15 protein-coding genes are annotated in these 15,141 nt (G+C 63.3%); 13 read left to right on the plus strand and 2 right to left on the minus strand.

Annotation, left to right across the window (positions count from 1 at the left end; genetic code table 11):
• The 11 genes from EOB59_RS29780 to purU all read left to right on the plus strand — a co-directional run.
• The coding region (locus EOB59_RS29780; RefSeq protein ID WP_164895788.1) for an ABC transporter ATP-binding protein at positions 1-693 on the plus strand (693 nt) is incomplete at its 5' end.
• 35 nt (positions 694-728) lie between these two features.
• Positions 729-1,814: a Gfo/Idh/MocA family oxidoreductase gene (locus EOB59_RS29785; protein ID WP_127809915.1), complete on the plus strand. Its 1,086-nt coding sequence runs from the start codon at positions 729-731 to the stop codon at positions 1,812-1,814.
• Between the two features lie 55 nt (positions 1,815-1,869).
• The gene (locus EOB59_RS29790; protein WP_127317901.1) at positions 1,870-2,784 is read left to right on the plus strand and encodes a sugar phosphate isomerase/epimerase; all 915 of its coding nucleotides are present in this window, start codon (positions 1,870-1,872) and stop codon (positions 2,782-2,784) included.
• A gap of 67 nt (positions 2,785-2,851) precedes the next feature.
• Positions 2,852-3,796, plus strand: coding sequence for a substrate-binding domain-containing protein (locus EOB59_RS29795; protein ID WP_128289876.1), 945 nt, complete (start codon positions 2,852-2,854; stop codon positions 3,794-3,796).
• Between the two features lie 81 nt (positions 3,797-3,877).
• The gene (locus EOB59_RS29800; protein WP_245465924.1) at positions 3,878-4,858 is read left to right on the plus strand and encodes an ABC transporter permease; all 981 of its coding nucleotides are present in this window, start codon (positions 3,878-3,880) and stop codon (positions 4,856-4,858) included.
• Between the two features lie 2 nt (positions 4,859-4,860).
• Positions 4,861-5,637, plus strand: a complete 777-nt coding sequence (locus EOB59_RS29805) for an ATP-binding cassette domain-containing protein (protein ID WP_128289877.1) — start codon at positions 4,861-4,863, stop codon at positions 5,635-5,637.
• Positions 5,638-5,653: 16 nt separating this feature from the next.
• On the plus strand, positions 5,654-6,835 hold the full coding sequence (locus tag EOB59_RS29810; RefSeq protein WP_128289878.1) for an aldose 1-epimerase family protein: 1,182 nt from the start codon (positions 5,654-5,656) through the stop codon (positions 6,833-6,835).
• A 49-nt stretch (positions 6,836-6,884) separates the two neighbouring features.
• Positions 6,885-7,967 carry a fatty acid desaturase family protein gene (locus tag EOB59_RS29815; protein ID WP_245486817.1) on the plus strand — a complete coding sequence of 361 codons (1,083 nt, stop codon included), beginning with the start codon at positions 6,885-6,887 and terminating at the stop codon, positions 7,965-7,967.
• Between the two features lie 18 nt (positions 7,968-7,985).
• Positions 7,986-8,300: a MocE family 2Fe-2S type ferredoxin gene (locus EOB59_RS29820; RefSeq protein ID WP_128289880.1), complete on the plus strand. Its 315-nt coding sequence runs from the start codon at positions 7,986-7,988 to the stop codon at positions 8,298-8,300.
• Between the two features lie 34 nt (positions 8,301-8,334).
• Positions 8,335-9,135: a 3-methyl-2-oxobutanoate hydroxymethyltransferase gene (locus EOB59_RS29825; RefSeq protein WP_128289881.1), complete on the plus strand. Its 801-nt coding sequence runs from the start codon at positions 8,335-8,337 to the stop codon at positions 9,133-9,135.
• Positions 9,132-10,013, plus strand: coding sequence for a formyltetrahydrofolate deformylase (gene purU, locus EOB59_RS29830; RefSeq protein WP_128289882.1), 882 nt, complete (start codon positions 9,132-9,134; stop codon positions 10,011-10,013). The genes EOB59_RS29825 and purU overlap by 4 nt, the downstream gene beginning before the upstream one ends.
• A 9-nt stretch (positions 10,014-10,022) precedes the next feature.
• Here purU and hutH read toward each other — a convergent pair whose 3' ends face one another.
• Positions 10,023-11,504 (minus strand): histidine ammonia-lyase, encoded by a 1,482-nt coding sequence (gene hutH / locus EOB59_RS29835; protein WP_128289883.1) that lies wholly within the window; start codon positions 11,502-11,504, stop codon positions 10,023-10,025.
• Positions 11,501-12,511 (minus strand): ornithine cyclodeaminase family protein, encoded by a 1,011-nt coding sequence (locus EOB59_RS29840; RefSeq protein WP_128289884.1) that lies wholly within the window; start codon positions 12,509-12,511, stop codon positions 11,501-11,503. The genes hutH and EOB59_RS29840 overlap by 4 nt, the downstream gene beginning before the upstream one ends.
• A 121-nt stretch (positions 12,512-12,632) precedes the next feature.
• Between EOB59_RS29840 and EOB59_RS29845 the strand changes: the two genes are divergently transcribed.
• On the plus strand, positions 12,633-14,066 hold the full coding sequence (locus EOB59_RS29845; RefSeq protein WP_128289885.1) for a DHA2 family efflux MFS transporter permease subunit: 1,434 nt from the start codon (positions 12,633-12,635) through the stop codon (positions 14,064-14,066).
• Positions 14,067-14,336: 270 nt separating this feature from the next.
• Positions 14,337-15,141 (plus strand): ABC transporter permease (locus tag EOB59_RS29850; protein WP_164895790.1); only part of this gene is annotated, 805 nt, incomplete at its 3' end.

Below are 15,141 nucleotides of genomic sequence, written 5' to 3' on the forward strand. Positions count from 1 at the left end.
GGCCATATCCTGCACAAGCCGCCGGGACAGCTTTCGGGCGGGGAGCGGCAGCGCGTGGCGATCGCGCGGGCTCTGGTGCGCGATCCCAATGCCTATCTGATGGACGATCCGATCTCGGCGCTCGACGCCAGGCTGCGCGAGGAAACGCGCGTCGAACTGAAGCGCATCCAGCGCGAACTCGGCAAGACGCTGATCTATGTCACGCATGACCAGGAAGAGGCGATGTCGGTCGCTGACCGCATTGCTATCCTGGAGGACGGCAAGATCAGGCAGATCGGTACGCCGGCAGAGATCTACGACCGCCCGGCCAGCACCTATGTGGCAAGGCTGCTTGGTTCGCCGATGATGAACATCCTCAGATCGGCGCGCGGCGAGGGCGGTGTCGAAGCGGCTGAAGGCACGATTCGCATCGACGACAAGACAGCGCCCGCCGACGCCGTGGAGATCGGGTTGAGGCCGGAGGACATCAAGGTTAGACCGTGGGCGGATGGGGGCCCGGGCCGCCCGGCGCGAGTGTTCGAGGTCGAGCCGCTTGGCGGCTATACCGTGGTGACGCTCGCTGCCGGGCAGGCGCGGCTGAAGGCATTGCTGCGCGGCCAGCCCGACATCCGGCCGGATGCCATGGTGGCGATATCCTGCGAGCCGGCCAGAGTGCATTATTTCGAACAGAGCGGCGGAGCGTTGGCACGATGACGGCCGCCGCAAGGAAAGAGTTTCGGGAGGAAGAGATGGGAAGCAAAGGCTTCGAGCCGGACGTGAAGGTCCGCACGAAGGAATACAAGATCGGCTGCGTCGGCGCAGGCATGATCATGGCCGAGTGCCATCTCGCCGCCTACAAGGAAGCTGGGTTCCCGGTGGTGGCAATGGCCTCGCGCACCAGGGCCAGCGCCGAGAAGGTGGCGACGCGCTGGGGCATTCCGACCGTCCACGACACACCGGAAAAACTGATCGAGGACGAAAATGTCGAGATCATCGACCTTGCTTTCCCGCCCGACCTGCAGCCGGCGCTGATCCGTCACGCGCTGAAGCAGAAGCACATCAAGGCGATCCTGGCGCAGAAGCCGTTGGCCTTGTCGGTCGAGGAAGCGGTCAAGCTGCGCGACGAGGCGGCAAAAGCCGGCAAGATCCTCTCGGTCAATCAGAACATGCGCTACGACCAGTCGATGCGCGTCTTGAAGCAGATCATCGACAGCGGCGCGCTGGGCGACATCGTCTTCGCGCAGATCGACATGCACGCCATCCCGCACTGGCAGAGCTTCCTCGAGGACTATGACCGGCTGACGCTCGCCAATATGAGTGTGCATCATCTCGACGTGCTGCGCTTTCTGTTCGGCGATCCCGACGAGATCACCACGCTGACACGCAAGGATCCGCGCACGACATTCGACCATTCCGACGGCATCACCGTGTCGACGCTGCGCTTCCCGTCCGGTGTGCTTGCCGTGTCGCTGGAGGATGTCTGGTCCGGTCCGCGTCAGGATGGCTACAAGGACGACCAGCACATCAACTGGCGCGTCGACGGCAGCAAGGGGGTCGCGAAGGGCACCATTGGCTGGCCGACGGGCGCTGCCTCGACGCTGACCTATGCCTCGACCGAGACGACCGGAGGCGAGTGGGTCAGTCCGAGCTGGGACACGATGTGGTTCCCGCATGCCTTTATCGGGGTGATGGAGCAGCTCCAGCACGCGGTGAAGACCGGCACACCGCCGGCGCTGTCGGTCGCCGACAACGTCAAGACCATGGCGCTGGTCGAGGCGGGTTATCGCTCGATCGACGAGGGCCGCACGGTCAAGCTTTCCGAAATCGCTACCTGATCACCGCAACTGAAACACCAGACAACTGAATCGCTTACAGGGAGGAATTCACACCATGATGCAGGCAGGTATTTTCACGGGCTATTTCCCGTACGGCCTCGAAGAGACGGCGAAGAAGATCCGTGGCCACGGTTTCAACACCGTGCAGCTCGACCTTCATTTCAAGGATATCGACCTGTCGGCCGGCCAGATCACCAAGGATAAGGCCAAGAAGGTTCGCGACACGTTCCGTGCCCACGACCTGCCGATCTGCTGCATCTCGGGCTACACCAATGTCATTCATCCCGACCTCGCGCACCGCAAGGCGAATGTCGATCGGCTGAAGGAAATCATCCGCAACGCCCGCCAGCTCGGCAGTCCTTACGTGATCTCGGAGACCGGTACCTACAACACCGAGAGCGAGTGGATGAGCGATCCCAAGAACAAGTCCGAAGAGGGTTTTGAGATGTGCCGCAAGGTGATCTCCGAACTGGCGCAGGAAGCCTATGACCACGGCTCAATGTTCCTGCTCGAAACCTACGTCAACAATGTCGTCGGCTCGGTCGAGGAAACGGTGAGGATGTTCGCGCAGGTCGACCATCCGGGCCTCGGCCTGCTGATGGATCCGACCAACTACTTCGAAAGCCACAACATCGACCAGATGGACAAGGTGCTGAACCAGGTGTTCGACACGCTGGCCGACAAGGTCAAGATCGCGCATGCCAAGGATGTCGCACGAGCCGGCGACGACAAGAGCGAGAAGCATGCGGACATCGGCGATGACGACGCGCTGGCCTCGCACACCTTCCGCGGCGTTGGCGAGATGGTCCTCAACGCGCCGGGCACCGGCTCGCTGAACTACGACCTCTATCTGCAGCGCCTGTCGCAGAAGAACCCGAACATCCCGGTGATCATCGAACACCTTTCGGAAGACGACGTGCCGAGGGCCAAGAAATTTCTCGACGACAAGTTCCGCGCCAACGGTCTCTGACCAGCTGTGCGCCGCCCTTTGCCGGCGGTGCATCCGGCTTGGAAGCAACAACAAGGGAGGAATTGCAGTGTTGAAATTCGGATTGAAACTGGCAGCGGCCGCGACTGTTTTCGCGGGCATCGCATTCGCCTCGCCGGTAATGGCGCAGGATGGCCAGAAGACGTTCTACCTGCTGTCGCATGGCGGCCCGTCGGATGCGTTCTGGCTGGACTGGAATGCCGGCGCAACCAAAGCCTGCGGCCAACTCAAGGTTACCTGCAAGATTTCCTTCAGCGGCGGCGACATGGCGGCGCAGAAGGAGGCCTTCAATTCCGCGCTTGCGGCCAAGCCCGACGGCATCGCCACCACCTCGGCCCAGCCGGGCCTGTGGACCGAGGAAGTGAAGGCTGCCAAGGCGGCCGGGATCCCGATCGTGTTCTTCAACACAGACGATCCGGCGACCGGACGGCAGGCCTATGTCGGCGCCGATCTCAAGGAGGCGGGCGTGATCTGGGCCAAGTATCTCGTCGACCACAAGATGGTGAAGCAGGGCGACAAGGTGTTCCTGCCGGTGGAAGTGCCTGGCGCCAGCTATCAGCAGCTGGAGACCGAAGGCATCGCCAGCGTCTTCGATCCGTTGGGGATCAAATATGATGTGGTCGATTGCGGCACCGACCCGGCCGGCATCATTGCCAAGATGACCGACTACATGGTGGCCAACAATCCGCCGGCGATCATCGCGCTCGGCGATTCCGTCGCGGCCAGCGTCAAGCGGGTGTTCGACGGCGCAGGTGTGCCGGCCGGCAAGATCCCGGTCGTCGGCTGGGGCAATTCGAAGGAAACTGCGGAGGCCGTCAAATCCGGCTTCGTCAACGCGGCCGCCTGGCAGTTCCCGTCTGCGCAAGGCTTCATGCCGGTGGCATTGCTCGGGCTCGCCGCGTCGGGCGAACCGATCGGCTACGACATCCATACTTTCAGCCTCTACGACGCCTCGAGCGTCGAACCGATCCTGAAACTCTACGACACGAAGTGAAACCGGTGCCCGCGGCGCAGGCCGCGGGCACCATTTCAAAGCATGGTTCAAGCAGTCATGATGATCGCCGCAGAAGACGAAATGCCTGTCGGGAAACGTAGATCGAGCCTTATGCGCTCGCCGCAATTCTCCTCGCTCGTCATCCTCATTGTCCTGCTCGCGGTGTTCGCCATCGCCGATGCCAATTTCCTGTCGCCGCTCAACATCTCCAACATGATGGCGTTCCTGCCCGAGCTCGGCATTATCGCGCTCGGCATGACGCTGCTTCTGACGGCGGGCGAATTCGACCTGTCGGTTGGTGCCGTGTTCGGGCTGGCGCCGGTCGTCGTCATGCTTCTGGTGCAGAACGGAGGCGTCGATATCGGCATCGCGCTTCTGGCCGGGCTTCTGCTGTGCATCGCCATCGGCGCCATCAACGGGCTGATCGTCACCAAGATCGGCATTTCGTCCTTCCTGGTCACGCTGTCCATGCTGCTCGTGGTGCGCGGGGCGGCGCTCTACATCACGCAGGGCTTTCCGCTGAAATCCTGGGACCAGCCAGGCTTTTTCGTCACGCTGCTGGCCGGCAGCTTCAATGTCGGGTCGTTCCGGTTCTACACCTCGCTGTGGTGGTTCATCGGTCTCTCGCTGCTGGCGATCTACGTGCTGCGCTATGCCAAGCTCGGCAACTGGATCAGCGCCATCGGTTCCAACCGGAACGCGGCGGTGGCGCGCGGCGTGCCGGCGGACGCCGTCAAGGTGTGGCTGTTCATCCTGACTTCGGTCCTTGCGGGACTGGCCGGCATGATCAGCGCCTTCCGCATCTCGGCCGCCTCACCGGTGGCCGGCACCGGCTACGAGCTCGAAGTGATCGCCATGGTGGTGGTCGGCGGCACGGCGCTGACCGGCGGACGCGGCACGATCCTCGGCACCATCGTCGGCGCGCTGATGCTGCGCGCGATCCGCAACGGCATCGTGCTGATCGGCGTGCCGGGCCTCGCCTACAACATCTTCGTCGGCCTCATCATCCTCGCCATGCTCATCCTGCACGCTTTGCTGCAGAAGAACGCCGCAAGGGGCTGATCATGGAAGTTCTCCGGCTGCAGAATCTGCAAAAATCCTTCGGCAGCGTTCGGGCGCTGAAGAATGCGTCCTTTGCTCTCAAGGAGGGCGAGGTTGTGGCCTTGCTCGGCGACAATGGCGCCGGCAAATCGACGCTTATCAAGGCGATTTCCGGTGTGTTTCCGATAGACCGTGGCGACATCTATGTGCGCGGCGAGAAGGTCTCGATCCGCTCGACGCGCGATGCGATGGACCTCGGCATCGAGACCATTCACCAGGATACGTCTCTGGCGCCGGATCTCAGCATTGCGCGCAATCTTTTCCTTGGGCGCGAACCGGTCAAGCTGAAATGGCTGGGCGTGTTCGCGCCGCTCGATTTCGCCAAATTGCGCGATGCGGCGTCGGCGCTGTTGAAGCGCGTCGGCATCTCGAAAAAACTCGACGCCGATGCGCTGGTCTCGACGCTGTCGGGTGGCGAGCGGCAGTCGATTGCGATTTCTCGCGCCATGCAGTTCTCCGCCAAGGTCATCATCCTCGACGAGCCGACCAACAATCTCGGTGTCGAGGAAACCCATGGCGTGCTGCGCTTCGTCAAGGAGGTGCGCGACGCCGGTCATTCCGTGCTTTTGATCACCCACAACATCCACCACGTGTTCCAGGTCGCCGACCGCATCATCGTCATGCGCCGCGGCGAGATCGTCGCCGAGCAGACGGTTGCCGATACCGATCTCCTGACCGTGGAGAGCATCATCACCGGCGCCGACATGTCGGCCCTGCTGAAAGAGACGAGAGCGAAGTGAAGAAGTTGGCCGTCACATGGTAGAACTCTACGGCAAGACGCTTTCGCGCCGGCAGGTGTCGGAACGTTCGGGCATGCTGTCGCAATTTGCCGGCGTGCGGCTGATGACGCTTGGCGACGGAGTGGAACGCGGCATCCGCATGCTGGAGTTCCGTACCGGCACGGGGCTGCGCTTCACGACCCTGGTTGACCGGGCGCTCGACATCGCCGACTGCGACTTCAAGGGCCAGGCGATCGGCTGGCATTCGCCGAGCGGTTTTCGCCATCCCGGCCTGCACGATTATGAGGGGGAAGGCGGGCTCGCCTGGGCGCGCTCGTTTTCAGGCCTGCTTGTCACCTGCGGCCTCGACCACATATTGGGCCGCGAAGAGGTGCCTGCCGATAGCTACAACTACCCGGGCAAGAAGACCGTGATCCATTCGCTGCATGGTCGCGTCGGCACCATTCCAGCGCGGTTGACCGGTTATGGCGAGGCCTGGGATGGCGACCGCTGCGTGCTTTGGGCCGAAGGCATCGTTCAGCAATCGGCGGTGTTCGGCGAGGATTTGCATCTGATCCGGCGTATCGAGGCCGATGTCGGCGGCAACGAGATCCGGCTGTCGGACCGCGTCGTCAACCATGGCTTCAATCGCACGCCGCACATGTATTTTTACCACGTCAATGTCAGCCACCCCTTGCTCGACGAGGGTTCGCGTTATCTGGCGCCGATCCGCGACGTCGTCTGGGCTGGCCATGCAGGCGAACGCTACGAGGCGCAGAAGGTCGGCTACCGCACCGTGCCGGCGCCGCGACTGGGCTTCAGCGAGCAGGTCTGGCAGCATGAGATGGCGGCCGACGCCAATGGCGAGGTGCCGGTGGCGGTGGTCAATGACGGCATAGGGCTTGGCCTGGAAGTGATCACGCGCAAGGATCAGCTGCCTTGCGCCTACCAATGGCAGAATTTCCAGGCAGGGCAGTATGCGCTGGGCATAGAGCCCTCGACACACCATGTCTTGGGCAATCTCGCGGCGCGCGAGCGAGGCGAGATGATTTGGCTGGAGCATGGCGAAGGCCGTTCTTACGACGCGGTGTTCCGGGTGCTCGACGGCGCCGGCGCGATCGCCGCGGCCGAAGCAAAGATCGCGTCGATCGCCAGGCAGCCGCAACAGGATTATCCTGTGCCGTCGGGCAATTTTCCGGGATTGGCGGACAGGGCATGATGCGAAACGAATGCTCCGGCTGGCGGGCCGGAAATCGGAGGTCGATGTGATGGAGAAAAAGCGTGACTACAGCCTGGTCGGGGAAAGCACGCGCATCGCGATCGAGACTGGTCTGGCCTCGGCCGAGTGGTATCACACCGATGTGCCGCGCAAGGCGATGAAAGAGCTGATGCAACGCTCGGACGGGCCGGCGATCCGCGACACGATCATCTGGATCGTTGCCATATTGGGCTCTGCCGCCGGGATCGTCTGGTTCTGGGGCACGTGGTGGGTGGTGCCGTTCTTGCTCGTCTATGGCGTGCTCTACGGCTCGTCCAGCGACTCGCGCTGGCACGAGTGCGGCCACGGCACCGCCTTCCGCACGCGCTGGATGAACGATGCCGTCTACCAGATCGCCAGCTTCATGCTGATGCGCAACCCGGTGACCTGGCGCTGGAGCCATGCCCGCCATCACACCGACACGATCATCGTCGGCCGCGACGCCGAGATCGCGGTGATGCGTCCGCCGGACCTGCTACGCGCCGCACTCGCCTTCACCGGCATTCTCGATTTCCGCTATTCGCTGCCGACGCTGGTGCGCAATGCGTTCGGCAGCATCTCGCCCGACGAGAAAAGCTTTATCCCCGAGATGGAACTTCACAAGGTGGTCACAGCCGCGCGCTGGCATGTCGCCATCTATGCCGCGGCGATCGTGCTGGCGCTCTATCTGTGGTCGTTCCTGCCGCTGGTGCTGATCGGTCTGCCGCGCCTCTACGGCAGCTGGCACATGGTGCTGACCGGCCTGCTGCAGCATATTGGCCTGGCCGATAATGTCACCGACCACCGGCTGAACACGCGCACCGTCTACATGAACCCGATCAGCCGCTTCATCTACTGGAACATGAACTATCATGTCGAACACCACATGTTCCCGATGGTGCCGTATCACGCGCTGCCGAGGCTGCATGAATTAATCAAGCACGATCTGCCCGAGCCGAACCCTTCGATGTGGCATGCCTATCGCGAGGTCTGGCCGGTGCTGCTGAAGCAGCTTCAGTACGAGGACTATTTTCTCAAGCGTGAATTGCCGCCGACGGCCAAGCCATACCGGGACGAGTTCCATGCGCTGACCGTTCCGGCGGCGGCGGAATAGAGTTGCAGGAGACGAGAGATGGCCGACTGGGTTGAAGCGTGCGGCGTCGACGATGTCGAGGAAGAGGATGTCATCCGCTTCGATCATGGCGGGCGTACCTTCGCCATCTATCGCAGTCCCGATGACGAGTACTTCGCAACCGACGGGTACTGCACGCATGAGAAGGCGCATCTGGCCGATGGGCTGGTGATGGACGACATCATCGAATGCCCCAAGCACAATGGCCGCTTCAACTACAAGACGGGTGTGGCCCGAGGCGCACCGGTATGCGTCAATCTCGCCACCTATCCAGTGAAGGTCGAGGCTGGCAAAGTGATGATCGAGATCGGCTGACCTGCCGCCGAATGCAACTGAGGGAACCCTGTTGATGAGCCGAAAAAGACCGACGGTGGCGGATTTGCGCGCCATGAAAGGCAAGCGCCAGCTGACCATGCTGCGTGTGCTGACGATGGACGAGGCAGAGGCCGCGGAGCGCGCAGGGGTCGACATCGTCTCGGTGCCGCCCGAACTGGTGCTCAACCCGCAATACCGGGACGCCGCACCCAGCCTGTTCACCATGCCGGGCGACAATTTCTACGAGATCGGAACGGCGGACGATTTCTTGCGCTGGGCTTTCCGGCTCTACAAGGCCGGCGCCGACGCGGTCTATTGCAGCGCCGGCTACGCCACGATCAAGCGGATGGCCGATGACAATATCCCGGTGATCGGCCATGTCGGGCTGATCCCGTCACGGGCCACCTGGACCGGCGGCTTCAAGGCGGTCGGCAAGACCGCCGACACCGCCATGGAGGTCTTCGCGGCGGTGAAACAACTGGAGGCCGCAGGCGCCATCGGCGCCGAGATCGAGGTCGTGCCGGTCGAGGTGGCCAAGGCGATCTCGGAACGCACATCGTTGATCATGCTGTCAATGGGAGCGGGCACCGGTTGCGATGCGCAATATCTGTTCGCCGACGACATCCTCGGCCAGAACCGGGGCCACATGCCTCGCCATTCCAAGGTCTATCGCAATTTCGCCGCCGAATATGATCGTTTGCAGGCCGAGCGCATCGCCGCGTTCTCGGAGTATGTTGCCGATGTCAACAGTCTCGCCTATCCCGAAAACAAGCATGTGGTGCATATGGATCCGGCTGAGCTCAGCCTGTTCATGAAAAGGGTCGACAGGGCGTGAAATCTCAAGACAATAATGCGACGGACGACGCCGCGCCGGTTCATATTCTTACGCTTTCCTGCGAGGACCGGCCGGGGATCGTCGCCGCCGTCACGGCGGAGCTTGCCGCGAACGGCGCCAACATCGCCGAAAGCAGCCAGTTCTGGGACCGGCAGACCAATCGCTTTTTCATGCGGATCGCCTTCATCAGCCCGCCAGGCTCGACCAGGGACAGCCTGGAGCGGGCCTTGAAATCAAGCGTCGACCGCTTCGGCATGAAGACCGCGCTCGTCGATCAGGGGCGCCGCCCGAAGATCATCGTCATGGTCTCCAAGTTCGACCATGCGCTTCTCCATCTGCTGTACCAGATCAGGGTCGGCTGGCTGAACGCGGAGGTTGCCGCCGTCGTCTCCAACCACGAGGATGCCCGCCGCTTCGCCGAGTTGGAAGGCATTCCCTATCACCATTGGCCGACCACCAGGGAGAACAAGGCCGAACAGGAACAGAAGCTGCTGGACCTGGTGCAGCGGACAGGGGCCGAACTGGTCATCCTGGCGCGCTACATGCAGGTCTTCTCGAAAGGCCTGTCGGACCGGCTGTTCGGACGGGCGATCAACATCCACCATTCCTTCCTGCCGAGCTTCAAGGGCGCCAAGCCTTATCACCAGGCCTTCGACCGCGGCGTCAAGCTGATCGGTGCGACGGCGCATTACGTCACCTCCGACCTCGACGAGGGCCCGATCATCGACCAGGAGACCGAACGCGTCACCCACGCGATGAGCGCCGAGGATTTCGTTGCAGTCGGGCGCGACATCGAAAGCTGGGTGCTGGCGCGCGCGGTCAAGCTGCATCTCGAAGCCCGCGTCATGCTCAACGGCCACAAGACCATCGTCTTCTGAGAAGCCACGTCAGGCCGGCCAACTGCCGCCGGCGAGCGCGGCGTAAAGCGTCTCGGCGTCGATACCGAGCGGCCGGTCCTCTTTCAGCATGGGGACGAGCGAGCGTATCGCCGTGTGAATTGCGGCGGTGCGTGGCGCCAATGTGAAGCCGTCGCGCAGGTCGATGGCCTGTGCGGCGGCCATCAATTCGAAGGCGATCAGGCGGCGCCACAGCGCAATCATCCCGGCGCATTTTGCCACCGCCAGAGGCGTCTGCGTGGCGTGATCCTCGACGCCTTCCGACACGGCCAGGAAGTCGAGCATCACCGGATTGGCCTTGTGGCGGATGGCGGCCAGGATCGACGTCACCGTCTTCTGCAGCGGTACGAGGCCGGCCGAGGCGCCGCCGACCGGCGACAGATATTTCGGCAGGCCATTGCGGCCCGAACCGGTGAGCTGGATGAAGCGCGCTGCACTGGCCGCGGCACATTGGGCGATCGCCAGGCCGAGCGTCTCGAAGGCGAGCGCCAGCGAGGCTGTGTGGAAATTGCCGGTCGACAGCACCAGCTCATCATCGCCCAGCACCAGCGGGTTGTCGGCGGCGGCGTTGAGTTCGATCTCGACAGCCTGTCTCGCCTGACCGATCGCCTCGATCAGCGCGCCATGGATCGACGGCATGCAGCGGATCGACAGCGGGTCCTGCAAGGTGGTCGGCGCCGGCGCGTCGTCTCGGGCGAGCAGATCGTGCAGCACCTTGGCTGCTTGCTGCTGGCCTGCCGCCGGACGCGCCATATGCAGGCGCGGATCGAGGATGGTGCGGTTGGCACCGATGCCTTCCATGGTCAGCGCACCGGCCTGCTGTTGCCGGGCAAGGGCGGTCAGCGCATCCGTCACTGCAAGCGCGCCGCTGCCGGCGGATACCGCCGAGGCGTTGATCAGCGACAGGCCGTCCTTCGGCGCCAGGCTGATGGGGGCGAGGCGCGCCATCATCAGCGCCTTGGCCGCCGGCATGAGACGGCCCTGATAGTCGGCTTCGCCATCGCCGGTGAGCATGCGGGCGAGTGCCGTCATCAACACCAGGTCGCCGGCGCCGATCGAGCCGAGCGACGGCATGACGGGATGGACGCCGGCATTGAGCGCGTCGACCAAAGCGACGAAGACGGAAGGCGACAGGCCGGAGCCGCCGACCGAGAGCATCGCGGCGCGGGCGGCCATGGTTGCCCGCACGGCTTCGACCGGCAGCACCTCGCCGACGGCGCCGCTGCGTCCTTCAAGCAACTGGCGCTGGAAGGCGCCGGCGTCGCCGTCGACCGCGGTGCCGAGATTGGCGCCGAGCCCGGTGTTCAGGCCATAGATCTTCTGGCCGGATGCGGCGGCTTGGTCGAGCACTTTTCGTGCCTTTTCCAGCCTGCCGATGACATCGGGTCCAATCTCCACCTTGCGCCCATCGCGGGCGACCGCAGCGACATCGTCAATACCGACACCGGTTCCGGTGAGGACGAGCGCGCTCATGCGAAGCGCAGCCGCTGGCCGATGCCTTGCACTTGGGCCTTGGCCAGCATCGCCTTACCCAGCGCAATGTCGGACAGCGACAGGCCGCGATGCCAGAACAGGATCGTTTCGGCGTCGCTTTCGCGCCCGGCTTTCAGACCGGCGGCGATCTGGCCAAGCTCGGCATGCAGCGTCTTCTCGCTCAGCCGCCCGGTCTCGACATGGGCGCGCAGCGAGCCGAACTTGCCGCCCTTGCACTGGCCCCAATCGTCGACGACGATCTTCTGCATAATATCGGTCAACGACAGTTCCACCGCGCTCATCGTGCCGTAGAGCACGACCAACGCGCCGGGCTTGATCCATTCGGTCTTGAGCAATGGCTGCGGCTCCGGCAACCGCGAGGCCTCGACGACAATGTCGGCGCCCTCGATGCAGCTTTTCCAGTCGGCGACCGCCGTCACCGTCTTGCCGGTCTTGCCGAGATCGGCGGACAGTCTGGCGGCAAAACCGTCGCGGCTTTCCGGGCGGCGCGAATGGACGCGGATCTCGTCGAAATCGAAGAGATAGTCGAGCAGGCGGACATTCCAGTAGGCGGTGCCGCGCGCGCCGATATGGGCCAGCACTTTGGAATTCTTTCGCGCCAGATGCCTGGCGCCGATGGCGGTGACGGCGCCTGTGCGCATGTCGGTGATGACGGTGGCGTCGAGGATGGCGCGCGGCGCGCCGGTGCGCGGGTCGAACAGGTTGAGGATGCCGAATTCGGAAGGCAGGCCATGCAGGTAATTGTCGACATAGTCGCCGACGATCTTGACGCCGGCCGTGTCGAGCGGCGCGACATAGCCGCGCAAGACGTTGAAATGGCCGTGGAAGGACGGGTCCGGCTCAAGATGGACGCGCGGTTCGACCACCGTCTGGCCCTTGCCTTGCGCCACCAGGCCAGCCTCGACGGCGGCAATGATTTCGCCATCGGTCATGGCAAGGGCGTCGATGTCGAGGGCATTGAGGTAGTCGATGTAGATGGGCTTCATGTTACGCGGACACTTTCCTCGACCACCCCGTTCATCCCATAGCAGGCCAAGGCGGGACACGAAAGTTTGTTGCGAGGTCTCTGGACGCCGCCGGTGAGATGCTGTTCAAACCGGTTCCGTCATGACAGCCGTTCCCGAGACCGCAACCTTATCCGAAACGGCCACCAATGCGCGGCGCGTGGCGCTGATTGTCGCCATCGCTTTCTTCATGCAGTTTCTGGATTCGACGATCATCTCGACCTCGCTGCCGCAGATGGGGGCTTCCTTCGGCGTGTCGGCGGTGGCGATCAGCATCGGCATCACGGTCTACATGCTGACCATGGCCGTATTCGTGCCGCTGTCGGGCTGGCTCGCCGACCGGTTCGGCGCACGTAACATCTTCCTGCTGGCGATCGTCCTGTTCACCCTGGCCTCGCTTGCCTGCGGCGTCTCGCAAAACCTGACCCAGTTCGTCGCCGCACGTGTCGTGCAAGGGCTCGGCAGCGCGCTGATGACGCCGGTCGGGCGCATCCTGGTACTGCGTAATGCGTCGAAGTCGGAGCTGCTGAACGCCACGGCACTGATCACCTGGCCGGCGCTGTTTGCGCCGGTGATCGGGCCGGTGCTCGGCGGCTTCATCACCACCTATCTGTCCTGGCACTGGAATTTCTTCATCAACATCCCGCTTGGCGTGGTCGGGTTGGTGCTGGTCGCCCGCTTCATTCCGGGCGATCGCGAAGCCGACCCCAAGCCGCTCGACTGGCCGGGTTTTTTCCTGACATCGGCGGGGCTTGCCTTGCTTCTCTATGGCCTTGAACGCATCGCGCACCCGGAGGACGGCGTTCTTCCGACGGTGCTGCTGGTCGTAGCCGGCATCGTCATCGGCTGGCTGGCGGTGCGGCATCTCAGGCGCGCGCCGCATCCGCTGCTCGATCTCTCCTCGTTCAAGGTGCTGACCTTCGCCATCTCGACGCTCGCCGCCGGCACCATTTTCCGGGTGGCGATCAACGCCACGCCATTCCTGTTGCCGCTGCTGTTCCAGGTCGGCTTTGGCCTCTCGTCCGTCGATGCCGGCTTGATGATCCTGGCCTATTTCCTCGGCAATCTCGGCATGAAGACGGTGACGACACCAACGCTGCGCCGTTTCGGCTTCCGGTCGGTGCTGGTCGTCAACGGCCTGATCGCTTCGGCGGCGATCATGGCATGTGCTGCGATCTCGCCGCAGACGCAACAGGTGCTGGTGGTGGCGCTGATGCTGATCGCCGGCCTGTCGCGCTCGATGCAGTTCACCGCGCTCAACACACTGGCCTTCGCCGACATCGATGCGGCGCAACGAAGCTCGGCGGCGACGCTGTCCTCGATGCTGCAGCAGGTGGCGATGTTGTTCGGCGTCGCGGTGGCGGCGGCGATCCTCAATTTGTCGCAGATCGCCAGGGACCGGCCGGCCCTCGATCTTGTGGATTTTCGAGTAGCCTTCCTGGCGATCGGCGCCATCGGGCTGGTGGCGGCGTTGCGTTTTCTCGTGCTGCCGCCAGGTGCGGGCGCGGAGGTTTCCGGCCACTCGCCGGGAAATTGAGATCGATTTTTCCGCCTGATGCGGAGATAAATTCCGTCTTGTCCTTTCGCCTTGGTGCAGCCTTTTCGCGAGTGGCGGCTATGGCGCAAGCAATTGCCAAAAGTGCAGAGTTTTCCGAGCATTGCGCCAGCTTCGGCAATCGACGCGTCCATTTGGTAAATATCGCTGCCGGCCGGGGTTCCGAGCGCGGATTCATTTGACGAACCGGCGTTGGGCCGATTAGCGTTCTTTCCCAGGGATGGCAGCGCTGCCATCGGGGCAAACGCAGACATGAACACGATCGGCTGGCCGAATTTCAGGAGCCTGAATCAGGAAGGCATTGTCTTTGCCATAGCGGTGGTGCTGTTCGTTGCAGCGGCCATAGGCCTGCCGGGTTTCATCGATCCCAACAATCTCGTCGCCATCGTCCGCTCCGTGTCGGTGCTGGGCATCCTTGCGCTCGGCATGGCCGTCGTCATCATCGGACGCGGCATCGACCTCTGCGCCGTGGCGATCATGGCGATGTCTGTCGCCTGGTATCTGCAACTTCTGAATTCGGGAACGCCGGACGGGCTGGCCTTCGCCTATGTGCTGGCCGGTGTGCTGGCCATCGGCCTGCTCAACGGCTTTCTCGTCGCCTATGCCGATGTGCCCGCGATCTTCGTGACGCTGGCGACAGGCTCCTTCGTCTTCGGCTATGTGCGCTCGCAGCTGATCACGCAGGATGCGGTGCCGGTGCCGCAGGGCCATTGGGTCGAGCTGCTCGGCGGCCTGCGCTTCCTCGATATTCCGGTCGAGGTGTTCGTCTTTGCCGGCCTCGCCTTCCTCTTCTTCCTGTTCCTGCGCTACACCAAATGGGGCCGCTACATCTACTTCGCCGGCGACAATCCGGTTGCCGCCCGCAACATCGGCATTCCGGTGCGGCCGATGCTGGTGCTGCGCTATGTGCTTTCCGCTTTCGTCGCACTGGTCGCCGGCCTGCTGACGGCGGCGAGCCTGCATTCGATCAACACCCGCGTCGTCAATTCGACGCTGCTCTACGACATCGTGCTGGTCGCCGTGATCGGCGGCATCGGCCTTTCGGGCGGGCGGGGCG

Origin of the sequence: Mesorhizobium sp. M7A.F.Ca.MR.176.00.0.0, assembly GCF_004023165.1 — a bacterium.
GTDB lineage: Bacteria > Pseudomonadota > Alphaproteobacteria > Rhizobiales > Rhizobiaceae > Mesorhizobium.

Excerpts from the sequence above, each read along its gene's own strand:
- EOB59_RS29805 (WP_128289877.1), top strand. The coding sequence starts at position 4,861 with ATGGAAGTTCTCCGGCTGCAGAATCTGCAAAAATCCTTCGGCAGCGTT.
- EOB59_RS29840 (WP_128289884.1), bottom strand. The coding sequence starts at position 12,511 with ATGAAGCCCATCTACATCGACTACCTCAATGCCCTCGACATCGACGCC.
- hutH (WP_128289883.1), bottom strand. The coding sequence starts at position 11,504 with ATGAGCGCGCTCGTCCTCACCGGAACCGGTGTCGGTATTGACGATGTC.
- EOB59_RS29800 (WP_245465924.1), top strand. The coding sequence starts at position 3,878 with ATGCCTGTCGGGAAACGTAGATCGAGCCTTATGCGCTCGCCGCAATTC.
- EOB59_RS29815 (WP_245486817.1), top strand. The coding sequence starts at position 6,885 with ATGGAGAAAAAGCGTGACTACAGCCTGGTCGGGGAAAGCACGCGCATC.
- EOB59_RS29845 (WP_128289885.1), top strand. The coding sequence starts at position 12,633 with ATGACAGCCGTTCCCGAGACCGCAACCTTATCCGAAACGGCCACCAAT.
- EOB59_RS29810 (WP_128289878.1), top strand. The coding sequence starts at position 5,654 with ATGGTAGAACTCTACGGCAAGACGCTTTCGCGCCGGCAGGTGTCGGAA.
- EOB59_RS29820 (WP_128289880.1), top strand. The coding sequence starts at position 7,986 with ATGGCCGACTGGGTTGAAGCGTGCGGCGTCGACGATGTCGAGGAAGAG.
- EOB59_RS29785 (WP_127809915.1), top strand. The coding sequence starts at position 729 with ATGGGAAGCAAAGGCTTCGAGCCGGACGTGAAGGTCCGCACGAAGGAA.
- EOB59_RS29825 (WP_128289881.1), top strand. The coding sequence starts at position 8,335 with ATGAGCCGAAAAAGACCGACGGTGGCGGATTTGCGCGCCATGAAAGGC.
- EOB59_RS29790 (WP_127317901.1), top strand. The coding sequence starts at position 1,870 with ATGATGCAGGCAGGTATTTTCACGGGCTATTTCCCGTACGGCCTCGAA.